Below are 26,401 nucleotides of genomic sequence, written 5' to 3' on the forward strand. Positions count from 1 at the left end.
GAGAATCTGCCGGGTGCGTACCCGTTCGGGTACGACCTCGGCCACAGCACGGCCGCAAGTGCAGCCATCAGCGCGGACGAAAAAAAGCGGAGGAGTCTGCACTCCCCCGCTTTTCGGGACCGCCCGCTCACGAAAGGACCTCGTAAGCGTAACAAAATCGCGTGCGTGGAGCACGCGAATTCGTTTTTACAGCATCGCCTTCAGAAGACGCGCCATTTCCGACGGGTTCTTCGTGACCTTGATACCGCATGCGTCCATGATTTCCAGCTTCGCTTCAGCGGTGTCCGCGCCACCCGAGATCAGCGCGCCGGCGTGGCCCATGCGCTTGCCCGGAGGCGCCGTGACGCCAGCGATGAAGCCGACGACCGGCTTCTTCATGTTGTCCTTGATCCACTCAGCGGCGTTCGCTTCGTCCGGACCACCGATCTCGCCGATCATGATGACGGCGTCCGTATCCGGATCGTCGTTGAACATCTTCATCACGTCGATGTGCTTCAGACCGTTGATCGGGTCGCCGCCGATACCGACTGCCGACGACTGGCCGAGGCCGATCGCGGTCAGCTGGCCGACTGCTTCATACGTCAGCGTGCCCGAACGCGACACGACGCCGATGCGGCCCTTGCGGTGGATGTGACCCGGCATGATGCCGATCTTCAGTTCGTCCGGCGTGATCGTGCCCGGGCAGTTCGGTCCGAGCAGCAGCGTCTTGCTGTTCTTCGCGCGCATGCGAGCCTTGAGCTCGATCATGTCACGGACAGGAATGCCTTCCGTGATACAGATCGCGAGATCCAGGTCGGCTTCGACAGCTTCCCAGATCGCAGCAGCAGCGCCTGCCGGCGGAACGTAAATCACCGACACGGTCGCGCCCGTTTCAGCCTTGGCTTCCGCGACGCTAGCGTAGATAGGAATGCCTTCGAAATCTTCGCCGGCCCGCTTCGGGTTCACGCCTGCAACGTACGCTTCGCGGCCGTTTGCATATTCACGGCAAGCACGCGTGTGGAACTGACCGGTCTTGCCGGTGATGCCCTGCGTGATGACCTTGGTGTCTTTGTTAATCAGAATCGACATGTATAAACCTCTGTTCGTTTGGCGTCGCGGTGTCGCAGGGGGCGGCGGGATGTTCTCCGCCCGCGCCGCTCATGCATCACACACGCGCCGCCATTCGTAATCCTGGTAAACGCGCTTTGGGTTTGGCTTACGCCTTGCCCGCTGCGGCCGCGACGACCTTCTGAGCCGCTTCTTCCATGCTGTCGGCCGCGATGATCGGCAGACCGGATTCAGCGAGCATCTTCTTGCCGAGGTCTTCGTTCGTGCCCTTCATGCGGACGACGAGCGGCACCTTCAGCGACACGGCCTTCGACGCCGCGATCACGCCTTCCGCGATCACGTCGCAGCGCATGATGCCGCCGAAGATATTGACCAGGATCGCGGTCAGGTTCGGGTTCTTCAGCATGATCTTGAACGCTTCCGTGACCTTCTCGGTCGTGGCGCCACCGCCCACGTCGAGGAAGTTCGCCGGTTCGCCGCCGAACAGCTTGATGGTGTCCATCGTTGCCATCGCGAGGCCTGCGCCGTTCACGAGGCAGCCGATGTTGCCGTCGAGCGAAATGTACGCGAGGTCGAACTTCGAAGCTTCGACTTCAGCCGGATCTTCTTCGTCCAGATCACGGTACGCGACGATTTCCGGATGACGGAACAGCGCGTTCGAGTCGAAGTTGAACTTCGCGTCGAGCGCGATGACCTTGCCGTCGCCGGTCAGGATCAGCGGGTTGATTTCGGCGAGCGATGCGTCGGTTTCCCAGAATGCCTTGTACAGGCCTTGCAGGATCGCGCGTGCTTGCGGCAGCGAAGCGGCGGGCACGCCGATCTTCGTGGCCAGCTCGTCGGCTTCTGCGTCTTTCAGGCCGGTCGACGGGTCGACGGCAATCTTGTGGATCAGCTCAGGCGTCTTTTCCGCGACTTCTTCGACGTCCATGCCGCCTTCGCTCGACGCCATCACGACGATCTTCTGCGAAACGCGATCGATCACGAGACCGACATACAGTTCCTTCTTGATGTCCGCGCCTTCTTCGATCAGCAGGCGGTTCACCTTCTGGCCTTCCGGACCGGTCTGGTGCGTGACGAGCTGCATGCCGAGGATCTGGTTCGAGTATTCGCGAACCTGTTCCAGCGACTTGGCGACCTTCACGCCGCCGCCCTTGCCACGGCCACCCGCGTGGATCTGAGCCTTCACGACCCACACCGGGCCGCCGAGCTCTTCCGCGGCCTTGACCGCATCATCCACCGAGAAGACCGGCTTGCCGCGCGGTACCGCGACGCCGAATTTCCGCAGGATTTCCTTACCCTGGTACTCGTGAATCTTCATGCGTGATTCCCTTCAGTCTGAGAGTTGGATTGAACTTCGCTTCCGCCGCTGCCATTCAGGCCGACGCGTTGCCGCTTTGCTCGCGGGCCGGCGCTTCGTCTGACGAGGCCGCGCGTTCCGCCGGACGCGGTGCGTGGCCATACCAGCGCGGATAAAACTGTTTCACCGCCTCGCCGTCGAAACGCAGCGCGTGGCAGCGTCCCAACTGGAATGGCGGCTTGTCGTTGGAATGCTCGCCTGTGCCGTTAGACGATTCGTCTCCCGAACCCGCGTTCGCGCCCGGCGTGCTGCCCTCATTCGTGTTCCACACGTCGCCGGCGAACGCCTGGATCGCGGCGGTCGGCAGGATCGCGCACAACTCGGTGAGATGCGTGCAACCGGCCGTGCCGGCCAGCAAACGGGCAGCATCGCGACGGAAGTTGTGGAACAGATTGAGCCCGATGAGGGCACGGTAGGCGGGATTGCTGGCCTGGCACAACCCTGGATAGGGCACCCAGTCGGACGACGCTTCGGCGTCGACGACATTGAGCTTGCGATCGATGGTGATGCGAAGCCAGAGTTCATGGATCGGCTGACCATTGGGCCGGACCCCCGACGCAAGCTGCACATCGCGCGGCTTTTCGTCGGTCAGGCACGCTTCCACATCCCACAGGCCATCGGCTCGCTCGTAAGCTTCCGCTCTGATTGCGCGACGATGGCGCAACTGTCGGGATACTGGCGGGGAGAGCGGCATGCGGGAAGGAAAGACCGGTTTGGAAAACCTCTGGATTTTAGCATAACGGGTATTTGGGACTGCCCGGATTGCGCAAGCATGACGGGCGGACTATGGCACGGGAAGCGCCGCCCTGCCCGGCTCGTTACCGGTTCTCGTTACCGGTTCATTACCGGCTCCTTGCCCGCTGCTCACCTCGCGCGGGGCTGACACGCTCCGCGTCCTGCCTGCGGCCGACTTACCACCCGCCCGGCGAGCGGCTAGTCACCGTCCCAGATATCGTCGATACCCTTGAGGATCTTGCCGATCGTCGCGCCTGAAAACCCGCGCGACGCAAGAAAGCGCGCCTGCTTCGCGCGCTCGGCCGGCGTTTCGGGAAGCTGGCCGAACTTCTTGCTCCAGACGGCGTGCGCACGCGCGAGCTCGGTTTCGCGCAATTGTTCGGTGGCCTCTTCGACGAGGGTCGGGTTCAGCGCGTGTTGCTTCAACTCGCCGAGAATACGGCTCGTGCCAAGCTTGGACGCACGCCGATGGATCAGGCTTTCCGCGAAACGCGAGTCGGACAGCCAGTTTTCCGCTTCCAGCGAGTCGAGCACCGTGTCGAGCGAATCGGTTTCCTCGACATAAGGCTTCAGCTTGCGCGCGAGTTCCGCGCGGCTATATTCGCGGCGCGACAGATAGCCGAGTGCGCGCCCTTTCAGCGAGCGGGTTGGGCGTTGGGACTTTTTTGCGTCGCCTTCGCCGGACCGACCCGGCTGCGCTTCACCGGGCTGGCGACGCGAACGGGTGTAGGTGGCTTCGACGGCGGAATCGGAATCTGTATCGGAGCCGGGCCCAGAAAAGTCCGGACTGGCCGATGACGAAAACGATCGGGAGGATGCCGACCGGGTGCGCTGCTGCGGGCCACGGCCCGCAGCGCGATCGTGTGCATCGAAAGACTCGAACGGATCGAAGGTGTCGCCAGCGGATGAGTCGCCGACGTTGGGCGATCCATCCGCTGTGCCGCGCGGGCCATCCGGGTAATGTCCGGCGTTGGAATCGGACAGCGGCCGGCCTTTGCGGATCACGTGATGCTTACTCTTCGCCCGCGATTTCCGCGTCTGCGTCGTCGCTCGCGATGCCCGCCATCGCGGTGACGCCGAGCGATTCGCGGATACGGTTCTCGATTTCGCGAGCGATGTCCGGATTTTCGCGCAGGAATTCACGCGCGTTGTCCTTGCCCTGACCAATCCGCTCGCCGCTGTAGCTATACCAGGCGCCAGCCTTGTCGACGATCTTGGCCTGCACGCCGAGGTCGATGATTTCGCCCTGACGCGAGATACCCTCGCCGTACAGGATGTCGAAAATCGCTTCGCGGAACGGCGGCGACACCTTGTTCTTGACGACCTTCACGCGCGTTTCGTTGCCGATCACTTCGTCGTTCTTCTTGATCCCGCCGATACGACGAATGTCCAGACGCACCGACGCGTAGAACTTCAGCGCGTTACCGCCAGTGGTGGTTTCCGGGTTGCCGAACATCACACCGATCTTCATACGGATCTGGTTGATGAAGATCACGAGGCAGTTCGTGCGCTTGATCGTGCCGGTCAGCTTGCGCAGCGCCTGCGACATCAGACGTGCCTGCAGACCCGGCAGCGAGTCGCCCATTTCGCCTTCGATTTCCGCCTTCGGCACGAGTGCCGCGACCGAGTCGATCACGATCATGTCGATCGAGCCCGAGCGCACCAGCGCGTCGGCGATTTCGAGCGCCTGTTCGCCGGTGTCCGGCTGCGAGACCAGCAGGTCGGCGACGTTCACGCCGAGCTTGCCCGCGTACTGGATGTCCAGCGCGTGTTCCGCGTCGATGAACGCCGCAGTGCCGCCGAGCTTCTGCATTTCGGCGATGACCTGCAGCGTCAACGTGGTTTTACCGGACGATTCCGGACCGTAGATTTCGACCACGCGGCCGCGCGGCAAACCGCCGACGCCCAGTGCGATGTCGAGGCCGAGCGACCCGGTGGAGACCACCTGAATGTCTTCGACTGCCTCACCTGCGCCGAGCCGCATGACCGACCCTTTGCCGAACTGCTTTTCGATCTGCGCGAGCGCGGCAGCGAGGGCCTTGCTCTTTTCAGCAGTCAGTCCAGCCGAGCCTTTCTTGCTTTCTTCCATGAATCGTCCTTTGCTATGATGAACGGCGTCTGAGGCAGGTGTGCGCCCGGTTTTCAGCCACTTTTAGCGTGACGATGACGAACAGCACACGAAACGCAGACACTGTATAAAAAAACAGTAGTTTTGGCAAGCGCGATTCTCATGCGAACGCGCATTTTTACAGTCGCGCCACGCCAACTACGCACAATCAATGTTCGGAGACCGCTGCGCGCCGGGGCAAGCCCACGGTGCCGGCAAAGCCAGGCTGGCGCACCATGCGAATTCTGATTGCCGAAGACGACAGCATACTCGCGGACGGTCTGGTTCGATCACTCCGCCAATCGGCCTATGCGGTCGATCACGTCAAAAGCGGCGTGGAAGCCGATACGGCGTTGTCAATGCAGACGTTCGACCTATTGATCCTTGATCTGGGCCTGCCGCGCATGTCCGGTCTCGAGGTGTTGCGGCGCCTGCGCGCGCGCAATTCCAACCTGCCCGTGCTGATCCTGACCGCTGCGGATAGTGTCGACGAACGTGTCAAAGGCCTCGACCTCGGCGCCGACGACTACATGGCCAAACCCTTCGCGCTGAACGAACTCGAAGCACGCGTGCGCGCACTGACGCGGCGCGGCGCGGGCGGTGGCCCGACGATCACGCGACACGGCTCGCTGTCGTTCGATCAGGTGGGCCGCATCGCCTACGTGAACGACCAGGTGATCGACCTGTCGGCGCGCGAACTGGGCCTGCTCGAAGTGCTGCTGCAGCGGATCGGCCGGCTGGTGTCGAAAGAACAGCTGGTCGACCATCTGTGCGAATGGGGCGAGGAAGTCAGCAACAACGCGATCGAGGTCTACGTGCACCGGCTGCGCAAGAAGATCGAGCCGAGCGGCGTGCGCATTATCACCGTGCGCGGGCTTGGCTACTGCCTGGAAAAAGCGGCGCCGCCCGTCGCGAACGCGGCTACGCAGGCGAACGCCGCGAACGCCGTGACCGCGGCCGGAGCGGGCACAGCCGCAACGCCAGGCGCAAGCGCGGCCGCCCCGTCCGGTAGCGCGTCCGCTGCCTCGCCCCCGTCGGCCCAACCGTCTGCCGCGCCGCCGAGCGGCGCGATGCCGGCGAGCCACCACTACAAATAGAGGCCGGCGATGGCCGCACGCGCTGATCGCGCCACGGCGCACGCGGCGGACCTCGACGAGGCGCGCGACGCGCGCTACGCCAATCCGTTCGCCCCGCCCGACGAAACCGAAGCCGCCGCCGAGGCACGTCCACGTTCGCTGTTCGGCGAGATTCTCGACTGGATGCTCGCGCCGTTGCTGCTGCTGTGGCCGATGAGCCTCGCCGTCACCTATCTGGTCGCCAAATCGATCGCGAACGGGCCGTTCGATCGCGCGCTCGAAACCGACGCGTACGTGCTCGCACGCCAGATCCATCCGGTCAACGGGGTCGCGGAATTGACGCTGCCCGAGTCGACACGCGACTTCCTGCGCGCCGACAACGTCGACAGTGTGTTTTTTCAGGTGCTCGGCACGCGCGGTGAACTGGTGGCCGGCGAGCGCGACATGCCGCTGCCGCACGAGGAGGACCGCCCGCAGGCGGGCATCGTCGAATTCCGCGACGACGTGCTGCGCGGCAACGACATCCGCGTCGCCTATACGACCGTCGAGTTTCCGCAGACGCCGGGCGCGCAGCCGGTGCTCGTGCAGGTCGCCGAGACGCTCGACAAACGCAGCCAGCTCGCCAACGACATCATCAAGGGCGTGATCCTGCCGCAGTTCGTGATCCTGCCGCTCGCGATCCTGCTCGTGTGGTTTGGCCTCTCGCGCGGGCTCGAGCCGCTGCACGCGCTGCAGGCGCATATCCGCGCACGCCGCCCCGACGATCTCTCGCCGCTCGAAGCGCGCCGCGCTCCGCCCGAAATCGAGCCGCTCGTGACGTCCTTCAACGACCTGCTCACGCGCCTCGAACAGAACATGGAGCTGCAGAAACGCTTCATCGCCGATGCCGCGCATCAGATGAAAACGCCGCTCGCCGGCCTGCGCACCCAGGCGGAGTTGGCGCTGCGGCAGAACGCGTCGGCCGAGGTGCATCGCTCGCTCGAACAGATCGCGACGAGTTCGGAACAGGCGGCGCGACTCGTCACGCAGCTGCTCGCGCTCGCGCGCGCGGAAAACCGCCGCTCCGGCCACATCTTCACGCCGATCGAACTCGGCGAACTCGCGCGCAGCGCGGTGCGCGAGTGGGTGCAGCCCGCGCTTGCGAAGCAGATGGACCTCGGCTACGAAGCGCCCGACGAACCGGTCGACGTCGCCGGCAATCCGGTGATGCTGCGCGAGATGCTGTCCAACCTGATCGACAACGCGATCCGCTACACGCCGGCGGGCGGCCGCATCACCGTGCGGGTGCGGCACGAGGCGGCCGCCCGGCTCGTGCATCTGGAGGTCGAGGACACCGGCCTCGGCATTCCGGCCGCCGAGCGCTCGCGCGTGGTCGAGCGCTTCTACCGGATTCTCGGCCGCGAGGGCGACGGCAGCGGCCTGGGCCTCGCGATCGTGCGCGAGATCGCGGCGATGCACGGCGGCGAGCTCACGATCGACGACAACGTCTACCAGGCGTCGCCGCGACTCGCCGGCACCCTCGTGCGTGTCAGCCTGAATGTGCTCGAACGGGGACGGGACTTACCCTAACGCGCCCTCGCCGTCAGCTAACTCCCAGAGCTTTTTTGAGATATTTCGACGCAATTTGCACGATATTTCCTGCAGATTCACGTAATTTGGCCGCTGATTCGCCGGTGTACCGAACTACCCCAGGTCGCCCCGCTGCGTCAGAACGCCGTAAGTTTCCACTCCAATAATCGGTTGCACGGGAACGCCTGTGCCGGCGTTCGTGTGCATATCAATATTGGAGACGACATATGGCTACCGTTGGCGGGCAAATCTCGCACGTGCCGATGACGCGCGATGAGAAGCGGGTGATCTTCGCATCGTCGCTGGGTACGGTTTTCGAGTGGTACGACTTTTATCTGGCCGGCTCGCTCGCGGCCTTCATCAGCAAGAGCTTCTTCTCCGGCGTCAATCCGACCGCGGCGTTCATCTTTACGCTGCTCAGCTTCGCGGCGGGCTTCGCGGTGCGGCCGTTCGGCGCGATCGTGTTCGGCCGGCTCGGCGACATGGTCGGGCGTAAGTACACGTTCCTCGTCACGATCATCATCATGGGCCTGTCGACGTTCCTCGTCGGCTTCCTGCCCGGCTACGCGGCGATCGGTATCGCTTCGCCGGTGATCTTCATCGCGATGCGTCTGCTGCAGGGTCTCGCGCTCGGCGGCGAATACGGCGGCGCCGCGACCTACGTCGCCGAACATGCGCCGGCGGGACGACGCGGCTTCTACACCGCGTGGATCCAGACCACCGCGACGCTCGGCCTGTTCCTGTCGCTGCTGGTGATTCTCGGCGTACGCACGATGATGGGCGAAGACGCGTTCGGCGCATGGGGCTGGCGCATTCCGTTCATCGTGTCGATCCTGCTGCTCGCGGTGTCGGTGTGGATTCGCCTGCAACTGCACGAGTCGCCGGTGTTCGAGCGCATCAAGGCAGAAGGCAAGACCTCGAAGGCACCGCTCTCCGAAGCGTTCGGCCAATGGAAGAACCTGAAGGTCGTGATTCTCGCGCTGCTCGGCCTGACCGCCGGCCAGGCCGTGGTCTGGTACACGGGCCAGTTCTACACGCTGTTCTTCCTCACGCAGACGCTGAAGGTCGACGGCACCAGCGCCAACATCATGATCGCGCTCGCGCTGCTGATCGGCACGCCGTTCTTCCTGTTCTTCGGCTCGCTGTCGGACCGCATCGGCCGTAAGCCGATCATCATGGCCGGTCTGCTGATCGCCGCACTGACGTACTTCCCGCTGTTCAAGGCGCTCACGCACTATACGAACCCGGCGCTCGAAGCCGCGACCGCGAAGTCGCCGATCGTCGTGATCGCCGATCCGTCCGAGTGCTCGTTCCAGTTCAACCCGGTGGGCACCGCGAAGTTCACGAGTTCATGCGATATCGCGAAGAGCGCGCTGTCGCGAGCCGGCCTGAACTACGAAAACGTCGCGGCGCCGGCCGGCACGCTCGCGCAGATCCGCGTGGGCGACACGGTCGTCAACACGTTCGACGGCCGTGCGGCCGACGCGAAGGAGCAAGGCAAAACGTTCGATAAGACGCTGGCCGCGACGCTGAAGGCTGCCGGCTACCCGCCGAAGGCCGATCCGGCGCAGATCAACTGGCCGATGAGCATCGTGATCCTGACGATCCTCGTGATCTACGTGACGATGGTCTACGGGCCGATCGCGGCGATGCTGGTCGAGATGTTCCCGACGCGGATTCGCTACACGTCGATGTCGCTGCCGTATCACATCGGCAATGGCTGGTTCGGCGGCTTCCTGCCGGCGACCGCGTTCGCGATCGTCGCGGCGAAGGGCAACATCTACTCGGGGCTGTGGTATCCGATCATCATCGCGGTGGCGACCTTCGTGATCGGCATGCTGTTCGTGCGGGAGACCAAGGACTCGGATATCTACGCGCAGGACTGAAACGCGCGCTGATCGATGTGTCTTAAAAAGATGTGCGACGGGGGTTGACAGCCCCCGTCTTCGCCAGCATAATCTCGCTTCTTTCGGCGAATTAGCTCAGTCGGTTAGAGCGACGGAATCATAATCCGCAGGTCCGGGGTTCGAATCCCTGATTCGCCACCAAATAAAACAAGGGCTTAGCGTTCGCGCTAGGCCCTTGTCCATTTCAGAGCGTCAACAAAGCGTCAACGCATTCCAAAACAGTCGGAATGCCCTCACTTGCCAGGCTGGCTCCCTGGGAAAGCTGCCGTCGGCATGCACAACGTGAAAAAGGCCAGTCGCAATGACTGGCCTCGTGCTTCTTCCATTTCTGGATCACTCACCTTTTAGTTGTCTTCGGCTCGCACCAAGAGCTTCCAGTTTTTCGTCTTCTCCTTGCACACCGAACAAGGCGGTACCTTGTCACACGCTCGATTGAACAAATCTTCAAAACCGCACGTTTGGCACTTGTAGATACCTGCGTCATTCGGTTTATCGCCCGGACTCCATAGGCGCTGATATTTAGTGGGTTGATTGCTCAGTTTGACGTTGGCTTTGTCACCATAGAGAGCCATGTTTCCTCCTGAAAATGAAATGGCTACAGGCACGATATTTGCAATGCCCGAGCAAAATGGGGCCAGTCATATGATTATCAAGGGGGAGTAGCTTACGGAAACACCACTCCGAGTCTCGGCCCTACCCAACTCCAGCCGATACATCCCCCGCTACCGCAACCGCCTCCCCGCCGCTCTCGAGACGCGCGATAGGGTTCAGCCGCCGCGCCTCCGCAAGATGCTCGGGCGACAAATACGCATACCGCATCGTCATCGTCAGGCTGTGATGTCCCAACGCCCGCTGCAACGCCAGAATGTTCCCGCCGTTCATCATGAAGTGACTGGCAAACGTGTGACGCAAAACGTGCGTCAACTGCCCGTCAGGTAGAACCAGCCCGGCACGCTCGACCGCCTCCCGGAACGCCGACGACGAAGCCTCAAACAGACGCCCCGTATCCGAGTCACCGTAATTCCCGAAGTGCGCAATCAGCTCACGTTCAAGGGCGTCCGTGATCGGCACCGACCGGGCCTTACTCGACTTCGTTTTCACAAACTGTATCTGGCCGCCTTTGATCTGCGTGCGGCGCAGCCCTTCCGCCTCACCCCACCGCGCCCCGGTCGCAAGACACACCTTCGAAATCAGCAGCACATGGACGTTCCTGCCCTCCGCGAGCGCAGCCAGTAACGCCCTTATCTGTTGAGGCACCAGATAGGTAAGCTCCGACTCCTGAACCTTGAACGCCCGCACATGCCTCAGCGGGTTTTCCTTAGTCCAGTGCCCGAGACGACCCAGCTCATTGAACATCGCCCTCAGATAGGCGTTCATCACGCACTGAGTCGAGTCGCACTCATTGCGCGTAGCGATCCATGCGCGCTGCTCGGCGACTGCATTCGGGTTGATCGCCTTCACCTTCGCGTAGTCGTCCTCGTCGTACTCGGCGACTCTGGCGGCGACAGCCGGATCGGTGGGCGTGGATTCGTCATCGCGCCTCGTCATTGCTCAGTAGGATGCGAAGCATGCGTAACCGCGCGACGCTCACCCTCGACTCGCGTCTTGAGCAGCGGCGAGTAGAAAGCCTCCGCCCGCTCGCACCCGGATTCGATCCCGTTGCGCGTTGCCAAGACCCCAGCGAGATCGACCTCAGGCGTTCCCTCCAGATCGGCAGCCTTCTCCGCCCAGACGGAGCCAATGTCGGCGTAGCTCGCAACTGAGTCGGCGGGAGGCTGGGCAGGACCGACGCGCTCATGCAGCGAGATCGTCATCCAGATGCCCTGCGCTTCCTTCACGATGGCCGCCAGTCGGCACATCTCGCGATAGATGGCCGCCTCATCCGGCGTGAGGGGAATCGGCAGCAGCAATTCGTCCGGCAAGAACTCGCCGACCGACACGCGCAAGGCGAATAACTGCTCCGGCAAGGTCATGTCCCTCCAGACCAGCTTGCGAATCTCTGCGTCGTCCTCCCGGCATAGATGGAGGTAGCCGCTTGCTCCGATCGCCGTATCAATGCGATCCCCGACGATCAGCAGGACACGTCGCCCCGGCTGCTTGAAGATTGGTAATTCCTGTCCGCCGTTCGGGGTATTCAATATCTTCGCCATTGCCTGTACGCAATCCCAATTAGTTGTCTAGTCAATTAATTCGGCGAAAAATTAACACACCGCATGTACCTCGCGCGCGCGAGGCTGACGATAGCGTCCGCACGGCGAAAAGCTGGCTTCCCCGGTCACGTCCGCCGGGAGCTTGATGCGGACTTTGCCGCCGGGGTCGTGGGATTCGGCCGCCACTGTTACCGCCTCTACAGACTAAGGAAGTCTTAGTGTATAGAAACTCGACTACTAAGAATATCTTAGCCTTTGGTCGGAGGCTAATTTGGACTTGGTCGCGAAGCGCCTGAAGGAAGCCCGGCTGCGCTCCGGGCTGTCGCAGGAGCGATTGGGAGTAGCGGCAGGAATAGACGAGATGTCCGCGAGTGCGCGGATGAATCAGTACGAGCGGGGCAAACATATCCCCGACCTCGGGACGCTCACGCGGATCGCGGGCGTGCTTGACGTGCCGGTGTCGTACTTCTACGCGGTCGAGGATGACGAAGCCGAGTTGGTACGGCTATTTCATGGCCTACCGAAGAGAGCAAGAGGGAAAATTCTCGAATTGGCTGAGCAATTAGCGGGCAATCAGTGAATTTGGAGCCCATCAGAGCCAGAATTGAATGGGGATTTCGCAAGAATCCGGATTCATCGATTGGCGGTCGAAACGCATGATTGCTTCCACGGAATAACGGCCATTCAGCCAGACAGCTTCGACCGTGATCGACGAAGGGAATCTGCGATACTCGTGAGCGCATCTGACAGGAGATGAAAGCGATGAATCGTTGGGACGAGACATGGCACCGCTTGCGGGAATGGACCAACGGACAGGCACCATCCGAACGCCTGTCGGCGCAAATTCTGACGGAAGAGGGGTTTCGGGACATCGATCCGAGCCATCCTCTTGGTGGGAAGGATGGGGGCCGTGACGCATGTTGCGAATTCAACGGCGAACCTTGGGTAATGGCAGTATTTTTCCCGCGAGGGGAGAAGTCCTTTGCGGAAATCGCAGCGAAATTCGCCAGTGACGTCGAGAAAATCAAGCGCGGTGACGCGAAGGGTATTGCCTTCGTTACGAACCAAGAATTGCGACTGAGTGAGCGCTCGCAGCTTGAACGCGAGGCGCAGCCACTGAAGCTTAGCCTATTCCACCTTGAGCGGATCACCACAATTCTCGACAGGCCGAATATGGCAGCGGTGCGGAAGCAATTCCTGTCGATTGATGATGACGCACCATCGGCAACGCACATCAATTTTGGCGGCGGCGGCATGGCTCCCGGTGCTGGCGGAGGTGGCGGCGGTGCGATTGGGGATGCTCATGGTGGCACTGGTGGCCTAGGCGGAAACACGTACAATTTTTCTGGTTCACCCGGGACTGCGCCCGGGGCAGGCGGCGGCGGGGCCGGGGCGTTCGGCCCGGGATCAAAGGGCGGAGAAGGTGGCGGAGGCGGCGAATACAAAGTATTCAAGATGGATGTCACTCCCGGGATGACAATCCCAATTAAGATCGGAGAAGGCGGTAAGGCTGGCGAAGACGGTGGCGACACATCGTTTGGAGACGTTGTCGCTAAGGGCGGCGAAGCAGGCAAGGCTGGGCACAGTGTGATTGTGACTCGTGAGGTTACCGAAGACGATCGCGATGCGGGTCTTCACATTAGCGCCCTAATCGGGGCCGCCTGTTGCTATTTCAGAGATGGACTCGCGTACATATTGTCCGCTGGGATTGACCAATTCTCCTTTGGTGCGCTACCCGGAAAAATTTCGATTGTCATGTATGGAACGCTCTCTATCGGGGATGCGCCCCAAGGCGTCGAATACGAACTAACGGCATCGCTCGTATCACCTGAAGGCGCTTCAACGTGTTCCCAACCACTGCGAGTCTTCAGCGGATTGCCTCGACCCGTCGTCACAGCACACTTTAACTTCCTGATGGAATATGACGTGAGTCAGGCCGGTATCTGGACGATCGAGGTACATTCAGCCGGGCACCGCCTTGCAAAATATCCCATTGAGGTGAAAGTTGCTGCGGGCTTGTTGCGTACGTAAATGCGTCGACAGAGGACTATGGACGACGTACTTGCGACTGCGGTCGGGACTGATCGGGCGTCTCAATGGCCGACGCACACGGATCAGCGGAGCACTGTTCATAGGCGCTCGCTGCGAGACCCGCTCAACCGAGTCAAGAGCGGGCGCAGCCCGGCGAAGCGAACCCTTGACGCCCCCCGAGTTCAGACAATGGACATTGGTTGTGGGCGGCGGACTGACGCCCACAACCTTGGAAGCCAGCCCCTCGCTCAATTAAGCCGTCGAGAGTCAGCCACCTGCGCTGAGCCGGCCGCGCCCCAAAAAACGCCCTAGCGACGCAATCGCCGCCAGTGGTTCAGGGTCAGATTTTTTCGGGCGCGATGGCTTGGGTTCGCGGTCCAACATGTCGTTCAAGATATCCCGCTCCATTTTCGCAATTCGAACGCGCAGGAAATCGACCTGACGCCGCAATTCCTCCCGCTCGCGAACGACTCCCGCGAATTCCGAAATCATCCGCATCGCCGCGCGTTGCGCGTCGGCGGGCAAATCAGCCATCAACTCGGCGAGCTCCGCCGAATCCTCCAAGGATTTTCCTCGATACTCGCCAAACAACGCGCTTAGCGGGCATCTGCGCGACGTCATTGCTGTGCGCATGCACTGGCTCCCCGGGAAAAAGCGATGTGCGCGCCGCGCTGCAAAAGCAGGTTGAGGCGGGACGCGCGCAAACGGAGCAGATCATGGGCAAAAACTCCTTCCTCAACAGTCAAATCGATCAGCAAAAGAAGGCGATCGAGGCTGTCAAGCTGATTGGCTGCAAGAGCGACGGGGACAAAGCGTATTTGTGCGACGTTGAGGCGGGCGGAAATGCGGGACGGGTTCGCATGCTCAAAGGCTCGGATGGGTGGATCTTCGATATCCAGAAGGCGAAAAATGCGAACTCGCAACGCTGCATTCCTCTGCATCGCGTCGTCGTCGAGTCGGGTTTTCCGAGAAGAGCGGCCACAATTCCGACCAAACAATCGCCGAGCCGGACGCGGGCAAAGCCCTAAGAGGCCCGGCGACGCCGGGCGATCAGCTGACGGCCGAGCCAGTTTGCGAGCGCCAAGACGACGCCGACCAAGGCTGTGCACACGACGATCGCGACGAGGATGGCGATCGTCTCGATGTCGTCCGTGTTGTCGAGCGAGCGGTTTCCGGCCAAGCGGATGCTCCCGCGAATTCCGTCTTCGAGCCACGACGGCATCTCATACGGCAGCGTTGAGACCCATTGCGCGAGCCACCAACCGCCGACCAGAGCAAGGGCAACGTTCGCCAAGACGTAGAGGGCTTTCTTCATCGAACTTCAACCGTTCCGTAAGCCTTGAACCCCGCGCCGGGAACCGGCAGCGTGGGCGCGCTCGATCTTAGGTAGGTCGCCAGCCGCTCAAATTGCGCGGGGTTGACCACGGCGATGCAGCCGTCGCTCAACCGCAACGGCCCCATCGGGTGAAGCCGGAACGATCCGCGCCGCGCGCCATTGATGATTGTCGAATCTCCCGTCTTTGGGTTCCAGAGCATGAACCATTTGCGGCGGTCTGTCGTCCCGTAGCCGTGCGCGTCCCACAAGTCGCGGAGCGCGCCGAGCCGACCGCCCGATTGGCGATCAACGATGTAGTAGATGCCGGGCGGGATCGGGCCGAGGTCTTTCTTGTCCGCGTCGGCGGGGTTGTCCCGCCCGCTGTCCCGCCCCGAGAACGCCTGCATCGCGCCGACGCCAGGGCAATTAAAAATGGATGTCTGTCGATTGTTCAGCGCGAAAGTGCAACGAATGGGCATGGCTTTACGCACCTTCAAACGGAAATCCATCGGTCGACAAGAAATCCGCAAAGCGCTGGTCAACCTCAAAAACCATTGATGTTCCGACGGGCGGATGTTCAACTGTCGACACGATGGTTTCGCCAATTTGCCCAGGCGCTTTGGGCAAGGATCGTTGCCACCGCCCTTCGGCTTCAAAGAATTTGCTTTTGAGGCTGTGGTCGAATCTGATTATGGGCATTTCTCAAACCTCCGTGGCATCGTTGATATCCAGCGAATGAAATCGACGAGGTGCGCTGTACACCACCATGTCAAATACGCGCGTGAGCCGCGAGTTTCCCACTCTCCCACCGCTTCTCGATAACCGCTCGATAAAGCATCCCCAGCGTAATCGGCTCGCGTCGCAGACTGTGTGGCTTGCGCAGGACCAAGCGGCGAAACAATGAGTAGAGAACGCCCTCCCCCTCCATCAGAAAGTACCGATGGAAATCGAAGTCATCCGGTTCGACCATCAACCGCTCGAAGAAACGGACCATAAACTCGCTTGCGTCATCCCCCGTTTGCCCGAGGTCTTCGCACACACGCGTGCCTGGGAACAAGCGCCTTGATTCGCCGAGCCCCACTTCAGCCCGCACAAAGGCTTCGAATTCGGTCCATGAAATTTGCTCCATCAAAGTATCCGGTCTTCCGGCTCAACCAGCCGATTGTATTTCCTGACTGTGTTACGGCCGATCGCGAGTGAAGCGTCAGCGCTGGCAAAACCTTCCGCTTCAGTTCGTATCTCCAGTAGTCGTGTCGCACAAGACTAAAGAGCAACCATGGAGCTAGCAATGGGCGACGGCTGATTCTTCAGGCCGCGCGTCCGAAACACATTGCGTCCGGCAAAGAAAGGCAATTCGTTGAATCCGCGATAAGCGGTCACGGTGTTACACTTCCCCTCAGTCGCAAAAAAAGCCGTTGATCCGCAAGGTTCAACGGCTTTTTTATTCTGGTTTCCAGAATCGCAACTTCGCCACAACGCAAAGGAGGTTCCCTGATGACGTTCCGCACCGTCGCGCTCGCCGCAATCACCGCTGCGCTCACGCTCGCCGGCACGGCCGCCGCCCTCACCGCTCAGGCCCAAACCCCACCGAACGATCAGTGGCGCACCAGCACCACCACACTCGCGACCTTGCTGCAGGACGGCTACAAGATCGTCGCCGTCGTCAACGACACACGCGGCAGCGCGGTCCCGGCCGATACGATCTTCGTGCAGCGCGATCAGAGCGCGTTCAAATGCATCGACCCGCAACAGCAACCGGATGGGAAAACGAAACCGTCAGCGGCGCCCGCCTGCTACGAGCTGGTGCCGCCCAGCAGTGCCGCGGCGGCATCGGAATCGAAATAACGTGTTTGAGGTTTGACGCGCGAGCCCGACGCTGTATCGGCTCGCGCGAGCATCATCCGTCGCGCTGCGGACCGCGGCAAACGCGGCAAACATCCACGTCAACATCACCGCCGCCGACACCGCCAGGCATCAGCGATCCACCAGCCGGCTCAAATTCCCCCGCACCCGCTGCAACATCGCGATCAGCTGCGCGACCTCTTCCTCGCTAAAGCCGCTCAGCGCTTCCAGCGCGACCTCGTCGCCGACCTTGCGCGCCTTGCCGAGCGTGCGCTCGGCCTTCGCCGTCATGCGCACCTGGCGCTCGCGGCGGTCCTGCGGATTCGCGGTCCGCTCGATCCAGCCGCCCTCCTCCATCCGGTCGAGCAGCCGCCCCGCCGAGATCGGCGCGACCTCGAGCAGATCCGCGAGCCGCGCCTGATTGATGTCGCCGTAATGGCTGAGGTAGGCGAGCACCCGGCACTGCGCGCGCGTCAGATCGACCGACGACTTCGCGAGATCGTCGAAACGCTTGCCCGACAGGCGTCCGACGTCGGAAATCAGAAAGCCGAAGCGCTCTTCGAATTGGGTTTTCATGCGCGGATTATACGGAAGCCTTTCGGCCAGAAGCGCCGCCGCGCACGCTTTCGAGCCTCAGCACAACTCCCGATAGCGCAAGCGCGCACAGTCGATATACTAAGCATGCTTATCAATTCGACCGCCCCCGCTCTTCATGTCCTCCGCCTCCACGCCGGCGAGCGCAGCCGCGCCGCTCAACCGGCCGATGATCACGATCTCGATCATGCTCGCGACGCTGATCCAGACGCTCGACAGCACGATCGCCAACGTCGCACTGCCGCACATGCAAGGCACGCTATCCGCGTCGCAGGACGAAATCACGTGGGTGCTGACCTCCTACATCGTCGCCGCCGCGATCGCCACGCCGCTCACCGGCTGGCTCGCGGACCGGCTCAGCGTGAAGCGGCTGCTGATCGTCGCGATCGGCGGCTTCACGGTGAGTTCGGCGCTGTGCGGGCTCTCCGAGACGCTGCCGCAGATCGTCGCGTCGCGGCTGTTGCAGGGGATTTTCGGCGCGTCGCTGGTGCCGCTGTCGCAATCGATCCTGCTCGACATCAACCCGCGCGAAAAGCAGGGTCAGGCGATGGCCGTCTGGGGGATGGGCGTGATGGTCGGGCCGATTCTCGGGCCGACGCTCGGCGGCTGGCTCACCGATAGCTACAACTGGCGATGGGTGTTTTTCATCAACGTGCCGATCGGCGCGTTCGCCCTGTTCGGCGTCGCGACTTTCCTGCCGACACGCGAGCCGAAGCACGACGTGAAATTCGACGCGTTCGGCTTCATCACGCTCGGTCTCGCGATCGGCGCATTGCAGGCGATGCTCGATCGCGGCGAACAGCTCGACTGGTTTTCATCGAACGAGATCGTGATCCAGGCGCTCGTCGCGGCGATCAGCTTCGCGTTCTTCCTCGTGCACACGGCGACGGTCGGCAAGAACTCGTTCTTCAAATATCAGCTACTGAAGGACCCGAACTTCGCGACCGGCACGTTCTTCATCTTCGTGATCGGCGCGGTCATGTATGCGACGCGCGCGCTGCTGCCGCCGATGCTGCAAAACCTGATGGGCTATCCGGTCGCGACCACCGGTCTCGTCACCGCGCCGAGCGGCGCGGGCACGATGGTCGCGATGCTGATCGCCGGCCGGCTGCTCAAGCGCGTCGACGCGCGGCTGCTCCTGCTCTGCGGCTTCCTGATCTCGGCGTTCGCTTTGTGGCAGATGATGCACTACACGATCGTGCTGTCGCCGTCGAACATCGTGTGGCCGGGCGTGATCCAGGGCTTCGGGCTTGGCCTCGTGTTCGTGCCGCTGTCCGCGCTGACGTTCTCGACGCTGTCGCCGGAACTGCGCGCGGACGGCACCGCGACCTATAGCCTGATGCGCAACATCGGCAGCAGTATCGGCATTTCGATCGTGCAGACGCTGATGACGCGCAACACGCAGATCTCGCACGCGGACCTCGCGGCCAACGTGACCGCGTTCAATCCGGCCATCCAGCCGATGCTCGAAAGCGGCTCGAACTACGACCTTGCGGCGCTGAATGCGTCGATCACGCAGCAGGCGTCGATGGTCGCGTATCTGAACGACTTCAAGCTGATGTTCGCGGCGACGCTGCTGGTGATCCCGCTGTTGCTGCTGATCCGGCCGTCGCACAAGGCACCGGATGCATCGGCTGCGCATGCGGCGATGGATTGAAGACGCGGCAACGTGCTGCGAGCGAGCGATGCGAAGACGCAAAGGACGCCGCCGCGTTGGCGCGCTATAACCCGCGGCGCCATGACGCCCGGTGCGTAATCGCGCAGCACCGGCACGCACGGCCATAGCCATAGCCACGGCCGTGACAACTCGCTCGCCTCACCCCTCGATACGCCCGCGCGTCACCCCGAGCAACGACGCCATCGCCGCGCGCGCCGCTTCGGCATCGCGCGCGCAAATCGCGTCGAACACCGCGGTGTGTTCGGCGAGCGACGCGTTGAACACGTCGGCGCGCTTCGCGTTGAGCCGCAACTGCGCCTCCAGCGTACGTTCGATCAACGTGCCGAGCGGAATCAGCAGCTCGTTGCTGCAGGCGGCCAGCACGCTCAGGTGGAACTGCAGATCGGCGCGTACCCACTCATCGACATTGCGCGCCGCTACCATCGACGCATGCGCGGCCGTGAGCTCGCCTAGCGTCTGGTCGGTGTATGCATGCGCCGCGAGGCTGGCCGCATACGGCTCGATCATCTCGCGCATTTCCTGCAGCTTCAGCGCGAACGCCATCGGCTCGGCGACGCGCGAATACCAGTCGAGCAGATCGGCATCGAGCAGATTCCACGCGGACCGCAACCGCACGCGCGTGCCGACGCGCGGTCGCGATTCGATCAAGCCCTTCGACGTCAGCGTGCGCAGCGCCTCGCGCAACACGGTGCGGCTCACGCCGAACGTCTCCATCAACTCGGCTTCGCGCGGCAGAATCGACTCGGGCGCGTAGTCGCCGCGAAGAATCGCGGTCGCGAGCAGTTGGGCGACTCGCCCGTGCAGATCGTGCTGAATGGTTTTCTCCCGGCGGCTGGTGGTGTGAGGTTGTTATGAGGTTGCGGTGAGGCTTATGGCGCGGCGCTCATTGTTCCAGTCTCACCACTATGTGGCAAATAATACTATTAATAGTACTTTAAACGGCTTTTGTTGTAGCATTGAATCCCCGAAATTTTCCGCAGGCACCGAGGCCGCAAGGAGACACCCCCCATGAAAATCACCAAGCTCGAAACCTTCATCGTCCCGCCGCGCTGGTGCTTTCTGAAGATCGAGACCGACGAGGGCATCGTCGGGTGGGGCGAACCGGTGGTGGAAGGCCGCGCGCATACGGTCGCCGCGGCGGTCGAGGAACTGTCCGACTATCTGATCGGCAAGGACCCGCTGCTGATCGAGGACCACTGGCAGGTGATGTACCGCGCGGGCTTCTACCGCGGCGGCCCGATCACGATGAGCGCGATCGCCGGCGTCGACCAGGCGCTGTGGGACATCAAGGGCAAGCATCACGGCGTGCCGGTGCATGCGCTGCTCGGCGGCCAGGTGCGCGACAAGATCAAGGTCTACTCGTGGATCGGCGGCGACCGGCCGAGCGACGTCGCGAACAACGCGCGCGCAGTGGTCGAACGCGGCTTCAAGGCCGTCAAGATGAACGGCTCGGAAGAGCTGCAGATCATCGACACCTTCGACAAGGTGCAAGGCGTGATCAACAACGTCGCGGCGGTGCGCGAGGCGGTCGGTCCGAACATCGGCATCGGCGTGGACTTCCATGGCCGCGTGCACAAGCCGATGGCCAAGGTGCTCGCGAAGGAACTCGACCCGTACAAGCTGCTGTTCATCGAGGAGCCGGTGCTCTCCGAGAACGCCGAGGCGCTGCGCGACATCGTCAATCAGACCAACACGCCGATCGCGCTCGGCGAGCGTCTGTATTCGCGCTGGGACTTCAAGCACATCCTGTCGGGCGGCTACGTCGACATCATCCAGCCGGACGCGTCGCACGCGGGCGGCATCACCGAGTGCCGCAAGATCGCGTCGATGGCCGAAGCCTACGACGTCGCGCTCGCGCTGCACTGCCCGCTCGGCCCGATCGCGCTCGCGACCTGCCTGCAGATCGACGCGGTCAGCTACAACGCGTTCATCCAGGAACAGAGCCTCGGCATTCACTACAACCAGGGCAACGACCTGCTCGACTACATCAAGAACCCGGAAGTCTTCAAGTACGAAGACGGCTTCGTGTCGATTCCGCAGGGCCCGGGCCTCGGCATCGAGGTCAACGAGGAGAAGGTGCGCGAGATGGCGAAGGTCGGTCATCGCTGGCGCAATCCGGTGTGGCGTCACGCGGACGGCAGCGTCGCCGAGTGGTGATCGCGAGCGTCTGAACGAATCGGGGGGGCGATGCTGCCGGCGGGCGGCATCGCTTCTTCGAGCGGCTGCTGTTTTGGCCGCGGCTTCACGTCGGCTTCACCCTCACCCGCCGCCGTCGATAAAAATCATCAAGAGGTTCACCTCAGTGGAGACAACCCACATCCAGGCTCGCGCACAGGCGACCGGCAAGCGCCATCGTCTGCTGGCGATGCTGTTCATCACCGTGGTCATCACGTATCTCGACCGCAGCAATCTGTCGATCGCCGCCACCGCGATCGGCCAGGATCTACAACTCGATCCCGCCCAGATGGGCCTCGTGTTCTCGGCGTTCGGCTGGTCGTACGCGCTGCTGCAGATTCCCGGCGGCATGCTGGTGGACCGCACGCGTCCCCGCACACTGCTCGCGCTGATCATCGGGCTCTGGTCGCTCGCGACACTGCTGCAGGGCTTCGCCAGCGCGTTCGCGGTACTGCTGTCGCTGCGCGTGCTGCTCGGCGCGCTCGAGGCGCCCGCCTATCCGACGCTCAATCGCGTCGTCACGACGTGGTTTCCGGATAACGAGCGCGCCCGCGCGATCGCCAGCTACACGTCCGGCCAGTACGTCGGGCTTGCATTCCTGACGCCCGCGCTCGTGCTCACCCAGGAGCACTTCGGCTGGCAGGGCGTGTTCTTTCTGACGGGCGCAATCGGCATCGTCTGGGCGCTGGTCTGGTACGCGCTGTATCGCGAGCCGTCCGAGGCCACCGACCTCAACGCCGCCGAACTCGACATCATCCGCACGGGCGGCGGCCTCGTCGAACTCGGCAACGCGCAGCGTACCCGCGCGCGCTATAGCGCCGCCGACTGGCGCGCGGTGCTCGGCAACCGCAAGTTGTGGGGCGTGTATATCGGCCAGATCGCGGTGACGTCGACGCTGTGGTTCTTCCTCACCTGGTTTCCGACCTATCTCGTCAAGTACCGGCACATGGACTTCCTGAAGGCCGGCTTCATGGCGGCCGTGCCGTTTCTCGCCGCGTTCGTCGGCATTCTCGGCTCCGGCCTGCTGTCGGACTGGATGATCCGGCGCGGCGTGTCGGCCACCGTCGCACGCAAGGTGCCGATCGTCACGGGCCTGTTGTTGTCGACGGCGATCGTCGGCGCGAACTATGTCGACACGCCCGCGATGGTGATCTTCTTCATGGCGATCGCGTTCTTCGGCAGCGGCTTTTCGTCGATCACGTGGGTGCTGGTGTCGTCGATGGCGAAGAAGGAACTGCTCGGCCTGACGGGCGGCATGTTCAATCTGATGGGCAATCTGTCGTCGATCTGCGTGCCGGTGGTGATCGGCTTTATCGTCAAGAACAGCGACTTCAAGCCGGCGCTGATGTTCATGAGCGCGGTCGGCGTGATCGGCGCGCTGTCGTATCTGTTCCTCGTCGGCAAGATCGAGCGCATCCGCTAACGCGTCGCCCGCCATCGCTTCGCTTCCGCGCGTTACGGCCACGTGACGCGCGGGCCGTCTCAGTTACGTAACATCCCGGACCGCAACGGCTCCAACAGGCGTTCGAACGCTCCTTCGCCGCTTCGCCCCGTATCGCCCCGCTTCCCGCAAGTCCCCACCCAGCCTGGCTTTCAGGCTGCTCCCACGACGTTTGTTCGGCATCGGACATACGCATGGCCCGCTCCTTGCTCAAATGCATGCAAACAACACATGCAACGGGGAACATCATGGGCGAATTCCTTCCTGACTATCTGATTCGCGAACAGGCGGCGGTCGGCGCGCTGGTCGCGTTCGGCGTGCTGCGGGTGATCGGCGCGATGCTCGCGTACGAACGCGGCTGGCGCATCTCGCTGGTCGGGAAATGTTTCGTCGCAGCGGCGGTGCTCTACTGCCTGCCGCAGGTTTTCGACCTGCTCACGCATATGGTCGGTTCGCGCGCGGCCGGCGCCGAACTCGAAGGCAAGGCGGCGGGCTGCGCGATCGCGCTGTTCTGCGCGCCGATTCTCGGCCACCGGCTCGGCTTCGAGTGAGCCGCCCGATCATGCGACTGTCGATCCGATCCACGAAGCCGGGTTTTCGCGCGGGCGACGTGCTGCGACTCAAATCCGGCGGCCGTCCAATGACGGCGACATGGAGCGGCCCGGTGCTGTTCGCGCCGGGCAACTGGCTGATCTGCCAATGGTTTAGCGACGCCGGCGAGCTGCAGCAGGAGATGTTTCCGGAGGAGACGCTGATAGCGGCGCGCGACGCCGCGCTGGCGGCCTGAACCGAGTAGTAGCGGATGCGCTGGCCACCGCCAGGCGACCGTGTGTATTGCGCCGCACGTGCCTCACGGTGCGGCGCTTTTTTATGCGGCGGGCGCTACGCGGGCAGCGCTCAAGCTCGGCCTCAACCCAGCGCCGCGAACGCCGGCACGCTATGCGACAACGCCGCCGCGACGACGAACACGCCGATCATCACCAGCGCTTCCAGATACAGCACGTTGACGAACGTGTGCGCATCCATCGTCGAGGCAGTGCGGCGCAGACGCGGCAGCGCCGACATCCGGTTCAGCCCGCCGAGCACCAGCGCAAGCGCGACCAGCACGAGCTTGAGCGTCAGCACGTGGCCCCAGGTGCTCGCCTGAATCGCTTCGAACGAAGCGCCCGAACCGCGCACCGCGTTGAAGATGCCCGACAGCAGCACCAGCGCGACCGCGACGATCGATACGTTCGACAGCTGGGTCGCCGTGCGGATCAGCATGCCGCGCGCGGTCGACGCGCCCAGCGCCGGCAGCACCGCGAGACCGGCCGCCATCGCGAGGCCGCCCCATACGCTGGTCGCGAGCACGTGCAGCGTCTGCATGCCGATCGCCTCCGACATCACGCCCGCATCGGCCGCATGACCGAGCGACGCCTTGCCGGCCGCAATCGCGAGCACCGCGAGCCACAGCAGCAGGTTGCGCAGCATGCCGGTGCCGTGGCTCAGTGCGGTACCGAGCAGCACCAGCGCGCCGGCGAACGCCACGCTCCAGCCATAGCCGACGTGCGTCTGCGTGAGCACGGTCGACACCACGCCGAACGCCGCCGGCAACGCGACACCGCTCATCGACGCGCTCTGATACAGCAGCCAGCCGAGATCCGCGAGCACCAGCACGATGGTGGCCGTGAGCATCGACCGTTGCGCGCGCATCCATCCGGGACGCGCCGGCGAGTTGGCCTGCCGCGCGTCCTTCGCGAGCCACGCGCCGAGCAGCGCCGAACCCACGGCGAAACCGAACGAGACGTTCATGAGCGCGGCCATCGCGACCTGCCCGATCCACAGTCCGTCGAGGCTCATTTGACGTTGAACGCGAAGTCGCCTTGCGTACGATGACCATCGGTGGCCACCGCGACCCAGTGCACTGCGTAACGGCCGGCGCTCAACTGCGGCAGCGCGAGACGCATCACGCGCGCGTCCTGACCCTCCACCGTCGAGGCGCCCGCAGCGGCGGGCTTGCCGCTCGCGTCGGCCAGCAGGATCTTGCTGAACGCGGGTTCGAGCGGCTCGGTGAAATGGATCGTCACTTCGGTGGGCGCGACGGCTTCAGCGTTCGCGGCCGGCACGCTCGAGATCAGATGGGCATGCGCGAACGCGGCCGACGACACCACCAGCGCCAGCGCGCCGGCCATCGACGCACGCAGCGCCGACGAGGAAAAATCGAATAGCTTCATGTAAGGCTGATAGCGGATGAGAACGAAGAGGCGGACCGGAACCGCGCGCGGCGCTTCGGCGGCGGCCGGCGAGCCCGGAAGTGTACGCTTCGATGGCGCGCGCGGGGATCGGTTCAACGCGCTTTGCGCGAATCCGCGCAGAGCGCTCGCGCGGCGTGGCGTGAGGTGGCGACAGGCGCGCGCGGTCTTGCCATCAATTTCAAGATAAAGCAAGCGAAGATGACGACGAATATCTCGACACTCGCACGATCAGGCACGACGCGACATACTGTCGCATGGCGGTCACACCCGGAACCGTCTCTAATGCGGCAAATAGTCACCATTATCCTTCGATGATAGAATGCTGCGTCGCCGCAGCGACGGCTGTCCTTCACACCGAGCCGCTCGAAGTTCGGTCAGGTCCCCGATTCTGATGGAGTTACGCGTGTCTTCAAGACGCCTCTTCCGCCCGTTGCTTGCCCTTCTGCTGATCGGCTCCGCGGGTGTCTACAGCGCAGCGCAAGCGCAGACTCAACCGAAGGCCCCCGACACGATGGAAGCGCGCGTGCAAGGTTGCACGGCCTGCCACGGCTCGCATGGGCAAGGTACCGACAACGACTACTTCCCGCGCCTCGCGGGCAAGCCGGCGGACTATCTGTACAACCAGTTGCAGAACTTCCGCGAAGGCCGTCGCAAGTACCCGCCGATGAACTACCTCGTCACGTATCTCTCGGACGACTACCTCCACAAGATCGCCACCTTCTTCTCGCAGCAGCGTCCGCCGTATCCGCCGCCGGCCAAGCCGACGGTATCGGCCGCCACGCTCGCGCGCGGTGAGCAGATCGTGCTGCATGGCGACGCGGGCAAGCAGGTGCCTGCCTGCGCGGCCTGCCACGGCAAGGCGCTGACCGGTATGGAACCGGCGATCCCGGGTCTGGTCGGTCTGCACGCCGACTACATCAGCGCACAGCTCGGCGCATGGCGCTCGGGCTCGCGTCACGCTATCGCGCCCGATTGCATGCACACGATCGCGACGCGTCTGTCCGACGAAGACGTGAACGCCGTCGCAGCGTGGCTTTCCACGCAGCAGGCTCCGCAAAACCCCGTGCCGGCTCCGGCCCGCTCCTTGAAGACTCCGCTTGCCTGCGGCAGCGAACCGCAATAAGGCGCCGGGAGAGACATTCA

Annotated in this window: 29 protein-coding genes and 1 tRNA gene; 14 read left to right on the forward strand and 16 right to left on the reverse strand. The window is 63.0% G+C overall.

Annotation, left to right across the window (positions count from 1 at the left end; all coding sequences use genetic code 11):
• Nucleotides 1-186: 186 nt before the first annotated feature.
• From sucD to recA, 5 genes are all read right to left on the reverse strand, one after another.
• Nucleotides 187-1,068: a succinate--CoA ligase subunit alpha gene (gene sucD, locus HHL14_RS22335; protein ID WP_169499792.1), complete on the reverse strand. Its 882-nt coding sequence runs from the start codon at nucleotides 1,066-1,068 to the stop codon at nucleotides 187-189.
• 127 nt (nucleotides 1,069-1,195) lie between these two features.
• Nucleotides 1,196-2,365, reverse strand: coding sequence for an ADP-forming succinate--CoA ligase subunit beta (gene sucC, locus HHL14_RS22340; RefSeq protein ID WP_054034438.1), 1,170 nt, complete (start codon nucleotides 2,363-2,365; stop codon nucleotides 1,196-1,198).
• A gap of 55 nt (nucleotides 2,366-2,420) precedes the next feature.
• Nucleotides 2,421-3,098 carry a DUF2889 domain-containing protein gene (locus tag HHL14_RS22345; protein WP_206002460.1) on the reverse strand — a complete coding sequence of 226 codons (678 nt, stop codon included), beginning with the start codon at nucleotides 3,096-3,098 and terminating at the stop codon, nucleotides 2,421-2,423.
• A 239-nt stretch (nucleotides 3,099-3,337) separates the two neighbouring features.
• On the reverse strand, nucleotides 3,338-4,144 hold the full coding sequence (gene recX / locus HHL14_RS22350) for a recombination regulator RecX (protein WP_169499794.1): 807 nt from the start codon (nucleotides 4,142-4,144) through the stop codon (nucleotides 3,338-3,340).
• A 7-nt stretch (nucleotides 4,145-4,151) separates the two neighbouring features.
• Nucleotides 4,152-5,228, reverse strand: a complete 1,077-nt coding sequence (gene recA / locus HHL14_RS22355) for a recombinase RecA (protein WP_169499795.1) — start codon at nucleotides 5,226-5,228, stop codon at nucleotides 4,152-4,154.
• 254 nt (nucleotides 5,229-5,482) lie between these two features.
• Between recA and HHL14_RS22360 the strand changes: the two genes are divergently transcribed.
• From HHL14_RS22360 to HHL14_RS22375, 4 genes are all read left to right on the forward strand, one after another.
• A complete protein-coding gene (locus HHL14_RS22360) occupies nucleotides 5,483-6,343 on the forward strand; it encodes a response regulator transcription factor (protein WP_169499796.1) in 861 nt (286 codons plus the stop codon).
• Nucleotides 6,344-6,352: 9 nt separating this feature from the next.
• Entirely contained in the window at nucleotides 6,353-7,891 is a 1,539-nt protein-coding gene (locus HHL14_RS22365; protein ID WP_169499797.1) for a sensor histidine kinase, read from the forward strand.
• Between the two features lie 227 nt (nucleotides 7,892-8,118).
• The gene (locus HHL14_RS22370; protein ID WP_169499798.1) at nucleotides 8,119-9,777 is read left to right on the forward strand and encodes an MFS transporter; all 1,659 of its coding nucleotides are present in this window, start codon (nucleotides 8,119-8,121) and stop codon (nucleotides 9,775-9,777) included.
• 85 nt (nucleotides 9,778-9,862) lie between these two features.
• Nucleotides 9,863-9,939, forward strand: a tRNA-Met gene (locus HHL14_RS22375).
• A 552-nt stretch (nucleotides 9,940-10,491) separates the two neighbouring features.
• Here HHL14_RS22375 and HHL14_RS22380 read toward each other — a convergent pair.
• Nucleotides 10,492-11,346: a phage integrase gene (locus HHL14_RS22380; RefSeq protein WP_230413160.1), complete on the reverse strand. Its 855-nt coding sequence runs from the start codon at nucleotides 11,344-11,346 to the stop codon at nucleotides 10,492-10,494.
• Nucleotides 11,343-11,948, reverse strand: coding sequence for a hypothetical protein (locus HHL14_RS22385; protein ID WP_169499799.1), 606 nt, complete (start codon nucleotides 11,946-11,948; stop codon nucleotides 11,343-11,345). Before HHL14_RS22385 ends, HHL14_RS22380 begins: the two co-directional genes overlap by 4 nt.
• A 271-nt stretch (nucleotides 11,949-12,219) precedes the next feature.
• Between HHL14_RS22385 and HHL14_RS22390 the strand changes: the two genes are divergently transcribed.
• Complete coding sequence (locus HHL14_RS22390; RefSeq protein ID WP_206002461.1) at nucleotides 12,220-12,528, forward strand: helix-turn-helix domain-containing protein; 309 nt, start codon at nucleotides 12,220-12,222, stop codon at nucleotides 12,526-12,528.
• 182 nt (nucleotides 12,529-12,710) lie between these two features.
• A complete protein-coding gene (locus HHL14_RS22395; RefSeq protein ID WP_169499800.1) occupies nucleotides 12,711-13,979 on the forward strand; it encodes a glycine-rich domain-containing protein in 1,269 nt (422 codons plus the stop codon).
• 267 nt (nucleotides 13,980-14,246) lie between these two features.
• Here the strand turns inward: HHL14_RS22395 and HHL14_RS22400 are convergent, their stop codons facing one another.
• On the reverse strand, nucleotides 14,247-14,612 hold the full coding sequence (locus HHL14_RS22400; RefSeq protein ID WP_206002462.1) for a hypothetical protein: 366 nt from the start codon (nucleotides 14,610-14,612) through the stop codon (nucleotides 14,247-14,249).
• A gap of 26 nt (nucleotides 14,613-14,638) precedes the next feature.
• Between HHL14_RS22400 and HHL14_RS22405 the strand changes: the two genes are divergently transcribed.
• Nucleotides 14,639-15,007, forward strand: a complete 369-nt coding sequence (locus HHL14_RS22405; RefSeq protein WP_169499756.1) for a hypothetical protein — start codon at nucleotides 14,639-14,641, stop codon at nucleotides 15,005-15,007.
• On the opposite strand, the gene HHL14_RS22410 is transcribed toward HHL14_RS22405, so the two are convergent.
• From HHL14_RS22410 to HHL14_RS22420, 4 genes are all read right to left on the reverse strand, one after another.
• On the reverse strand, nucleotides 15,004-15,294 hold the full coding sequence (locus HHL14_RS22410; RefSeq protein ID WP_169499802.1) for a hypothetical protein: 291 nt from the start codon (nucleotides 15,292-15,294) through the stop codon (nucleotides 15,004-15,006). The two genes, HHL14_RS22405 and HHL14_RS22410, sit on opposite strands and share 4 nt — an antisense overlap.
• Nucleotides 15,291-15,773, reverse strand: a complete 483-nt coding sequence (locus tag HHL14_RS22415; protein WP_169499925.1) for a DUF2778 domain-containing protein — start codon at nucleotides 15,771-15,773, stop codon at nucleotides 15,291-15,293. The genes HHL14_RS22410 and HHL14_RS22415 overlap by 4 nt, the downstream gene beginning before the upstream one ends.
• 4 nt (nucleotides 15,774-15,777) lie before the next feature.
• Nucleotides 15,778-15,993, reverse strand: coding sequence for a hypothetical protein (locus HHL14_RS32880; RefSeq protein ID WP_206002463.1), 216 nt, complete (start codon nucleotides 15,991-15,993; stop codon nucleotides 15,778-15,780).
• A gap of 70 nt (nucleotides 15,994-16,063) precedes the next feature.
• On the reverse strand, nucleotides 16,064-16,423 hold the full coding sequence (locus tag HHL14_RS22420) for a DUF1493 family protein (RefSeq protein ID WP_169499803.1): 360 nt from the start codon (nucleotides 16,421-16,423) through the stop codon (nucleotides 16,064-16,066).
• A gap of 365 nt (nucleotides 16,424-16,788) precedes the next feature.
• Between HHL14_RS22420 and HHL14_RS22425 the strand changes: the two genes are divergently transcribed.
• Nucleotides 16,789-17,139, forward strand: coding sequence for a hypothetical protein (locus HHL14_RS22425; RefSeq protein ID WP_169499804.1), 351 nt, complete (start codon nucleotides 16,789-16,791; stop codon nucleotides 17,137-17,139).
• A 129-nt stretch (nucleotides 17,140-17,268) separates the two neighbouring features.
• Here HHL14_RS22425 and HHL14_RS22430 read toward each other — a convergent pair whose 3' ends face one another.
• Nucleotides 17,269-17,712, reverse strand: coding sequence for a MarR family winged helix-turn-helix transcriptional regulator (locus tag HHL14_RS22430; RefSeq protein WP_169499805.1), 444 nt, complete (start codon nucleotides 17,710-17,712; stop codon nucleotides 17,269-17,271).
• A 136-nt stretch (nucleotides 17,713-17,848) separates the two neighbouring features.
• Here HHL14_RS22430 and HHL14_RS22435 point away from each other — a divergent pair, with 136 nt between their 5' ends.
• Nucleotides 17,849-19,387, forward strand: a complete 1,539-nt coding sequence (locus HHL14_RS22435) for a DHA2 family efflux MFS transporter permease subunit (RefSeq protein WP_169499806.1) — start codon at nucleotides 17,849-17,851, stop codon at nucleotides 19,385-19,387.
• Nucleotides 19,388-19,546: 159 nt separating this feature from the next.
• On the opposite strand, the gene HHL14_RS22440 is transcribed toward HHL14_RS22435, so the two are convergent.
• Nucleotides 19,547-20,224, reverse strand: a complete 678-nt coding sequence (locus tag HHL14_RS22440; RefSeq protein ID WP_169499926.1) for a FadR/GntR family transcriptional regulator — start codon at nucleotides 20,222-20,224, stop codon at nucleotides 19,547-19,549.
• A gap of 192 nt (nucleotides 20,225-20,416) precedes the next feature.
• On the opposite strand from HHL14_RS22440, the gene dgoD reads away from it, so the two are divergent.
• The 4 genes from dgoD (at nucleotide 20,417) to HHL14_RS22460 (ending at nucleotide 23,811) form a co-directional block, all read left to right on the forward strand.
• Entirely contained in the window at nucleotides 20,417-21,565 is a 1,149-nt protein-coding gene (gene dgoD, locus HHL14_RS22445) for a galactonate dehydratase (RefSeq protein ID WP_169499807.1), read from the forward strand.
• A 73-nt stretch (nucleotides 21,566-21,638) separates the two neighbouring features.
• Nucleotides 21,639-23,006 (forward strand): MFS transporter, encoded by a 1,368-nt coding sequence (locus tag HHL14_RS22450; protein WP_407945299.1) that lies wholly within the window; start codon nucleotides 21,639-21,641, stop codon nucleotides 23,004-23,006.
• A 266-nt stretch (nucleotides 23,007-23,272) separates the two neighbouring features.
• Nucleotides 23,273-23,575, forward strand: a complete 303-nt coding sequence (locus HHL14_RS22455; RefSeq protein WP_169499808.1) for a hypothetical protein — start codon at nucleotides 23,273-23,275, stop codon at nucleotides 23,573-23,575.
• 11 nt (nucleotides 23,576-23,586) lie between these two features.
• Nucleotides 23,587-23,811, forward strand: coding sequence for a YodC family protein (locus HHL14_RS22460; RefSeq protein WP_169499809.1), 225 nt, complete (start codon nucleotides 23,587-23,589; stop codon nucleotides 23,809-23,811).
• Nucleotides 23,812-23,933: 122 nt separating this feature from the next.
• Here the strand turns inward: HHL14_RS22460 and HHL14_RS22465 are convergent, their stop codons facing one another.
• On the reverse strand, nucleotides 23,934-24,863 hold the full coding sequence (locus HHL14_RS22465) for a CopD family protein (RefSeq protein ID WP_169499810.1): 930 nt from the start codon (nucleotides 24,861-24,863) through the stop codon (nucleotides 23,934-23,936).
• Nucleotides 24,860-25,237: a copper homeostasis periplasmic binding protein CopC gene (copC, locus tag HHL14_RS22470; RefSeq protein ID WP_169499811.1), complete on the reverse strand. Its 378-nt coding sequence runs from the start codon at nucleotides 25,235-25,237 to the stop codon at nucleotides 24,860-24,862. Before copC ends, HHL14_RS22465 begins: the two co-directional genes overlap by 4 nt.
• Nucleotides 25,238-25,649: 412 nt before the next feature.
• On the opposite strand from copC, the gene HHL14_RS22475 reads away from it, so the two are divergent.
• Complete coding sequence (locus HHL14_RS22475; protein ID WP_169499812.1) at nucleotides 25,650-26,381, forward strand: c-type cytochrome; 732 nt, start codon at nucleotides 25,650-25,652, stop codon at nucleotides 26,379-26,381.
• Nucleotides 26,382-26,401: the final 20 nt, after the last annotated feature.

The organism is Paraburkholderia antibiotica, assembly GCF_012927125.1.
GTDB classification, from domain to species: domain Bacteria; phylum Pseudomonadota; class Gammaproteobacteria; order Burkholderiales; family Burkholderiaceae; genus Paraburkholderia; species Paraburkholderia antibiotica.

What these genes read in the sequence shown, in the direction of transcription:
- sucD (WP_169499792.1), bottom strand. Translation starts at nt 1,068, where the DNA reads ATGTCGATTCTGATTAACAAAGACACCAAGGTCATCACGCAGGGCATC.
- sucC (WP_054034438.1), bottom strand. Translation starts at nt 2,365, where the DNA reads ATGAAGATTCACGAGTACCAGGGTAAGGAAATCCTGCGGAAATTCGGC.
- HHL14_RS22345 (WP_206002460.1), bottom strand. Translation starts at nt 3,098, where the DNA reads ATGCCGCTCTCCCCGCCAGTATCCCGACAGTTGCGCCATCGTCGCGCA.
- recA (WP_169499795.1), bottom strand. Translation starts at nt 5,228, where the DNA reads ATGGAAGAAAGCAAGAAAGGCTCGGCTGGACTGACTGCTGAAAAGAGC.
- HHL14_RS22360 (WP_169499796.1), top strand. Translation starts at nt 5,483, where the DNA reads ATGCGAATTCTGATTGCCGAAGACGACAGCATACTCGCGGACGGTCTG.
- HHL14_RS22365 (WP_169499797.1), top strand. Translation starts at nt 6,353, where the DNA reads ATGGCCGCACGCGCTGATCGCGCCACGGCGCACGCGGCGGACCTCGAC.
- HHL14_RS22370 (WP_169499798.1), top strand. Translation starts at nt 8,119, where the DNA reads ATGGCTACCGTTGGCGGGCAAATCTCGCACGTGCCGATGACGCGCGAT.
- HHL14_RS22380 (WP_230413160.1), bottom strand. Translation starts at nt 11,346, where the DNA reads ATGACGAGGCGCGATGACGAATCCACGCCCACCGATCCGGCTGTCGCC.
- HHL14_RS22385 (WP_169499799.1), bottom strand. Translation starts at nt 11,948, where the DNA reads ATGGCGAAGATATTGAATACCCCGAACGGCGGACAGGAATTACCAATC.
- HHL14_RS22395 (WP_169499800.1), top strand. Translation starts at nt 12,711, where the DNA reads ATGAATCGTTGGGACGAGACATGGCACCGCTTGCGGGAATGGACCAAC.
- HHL14_RS22400 (WP_206002462.1), bottom strand. Translation starts at nt 14,612, where the DNA reads ATGCGCACAGCAATGACGTCGCGCAGATGCCCGCTAAGCGCGTTGTTT.
- HHL14_RS22410 (WP_169499802.1), bottom strand. Translation starts at nt 15,294, where the DNA reads ATGAAGAAAGCCCTCTACGTCTTGGCGAACGTTGCCCTTGCTCTGGTC.
- HHL14_RS22415 (WP_169499925.1), bottom strand. Translation starts at nt 15,773, where the DNA reads ATGCCCATTCGTTGCACTTTCGCGCTGAACAATCGACAGACATCCATT.
- HHL14_RS32880 (WP_206002463.1), bottom strand. Translation starts at nt 15,993, where the DNA reads ATGCCCATAATCAGATTCGACCACAGCCTCAAAAGCAAATTCTTTGAA.
- HHL14_RS22420 (WP_169499803.1), bottom strand. Translation starts at nt 16,423, where the DNA reads ATGGAGCAAATTTCATGGACCGAATTCGAAGCCTTTGTGCGGGCTGAA.
- HHL14_RS22425 (WP_169499804.1), top strand. Translation starts at nt 16,789, where the DNA reads ATGACGTTCCGCACCGTCGCGCTCGCCGCAATCACCGCTGCGCTCACG.
- HHL14_RS22430 (WP_169499805.1), bottom strand. Translation starts at nt 17,712, where the DNA reads ATGAAAACCCAATTCGAAGAGCGCTTCGGCTTTCTGATTTCCGACGTC.
- HHL14_RS22435 (WP_169499806.1), top strand. Translation starts at nt 17,849, where the DNA reads ATGTCCTCCGCCTCCACGCCGGCGAGCGCAGCCGCGCCGCTCAACCGG.
- dgoD (WP_169499807.1), top strand. Translation starts at nt 20,417, where the DNA reads ATGAAAATCACCAAGCTCGAAACCTTCATCGTCCCGCCGCGCTGGTGC.
- HHL14_RS22455 (WP_169499808.1), top strand. Translation starts at nt 23,273, where the DNA reads ATGGGCGAATTCCTTCCTGACTATCTGATTCGCGAACAGGCGGCGGTC.
- HHL14_RS22460 (WP_169499809.1), top strand. Translation starts at nt 23,587, where the DNA reads ATGCGACTGTCGATCCGATCCACGAAGCCGGGTTTTCGCGCGGGCGAC.
- HHL14_RS22465 (WP_169499810.1), bottom strand. Translation starts at nt 24,863, where the DNA reads ATGAGCCTCGACGGACTGTGGATCGGGCAGGTCGCGATGGCCGCGCTC.
- copC (WP_169499811.1), bottom strand. Translation starts at nt 25,237, where the DNA reads ATGAAGCTATTCGATTTTTCCTCGTCGGCGCTGCGTGCGTCGATGGCC.
- HHL14_RS22475 (WP_169499812.1), top strand. Translation starts at nt 25,650, where the DNA reads ATGGAGTTACGCGTGTCTTCAAGACGCCTCTTCCGCCCGTTGCTTGCC.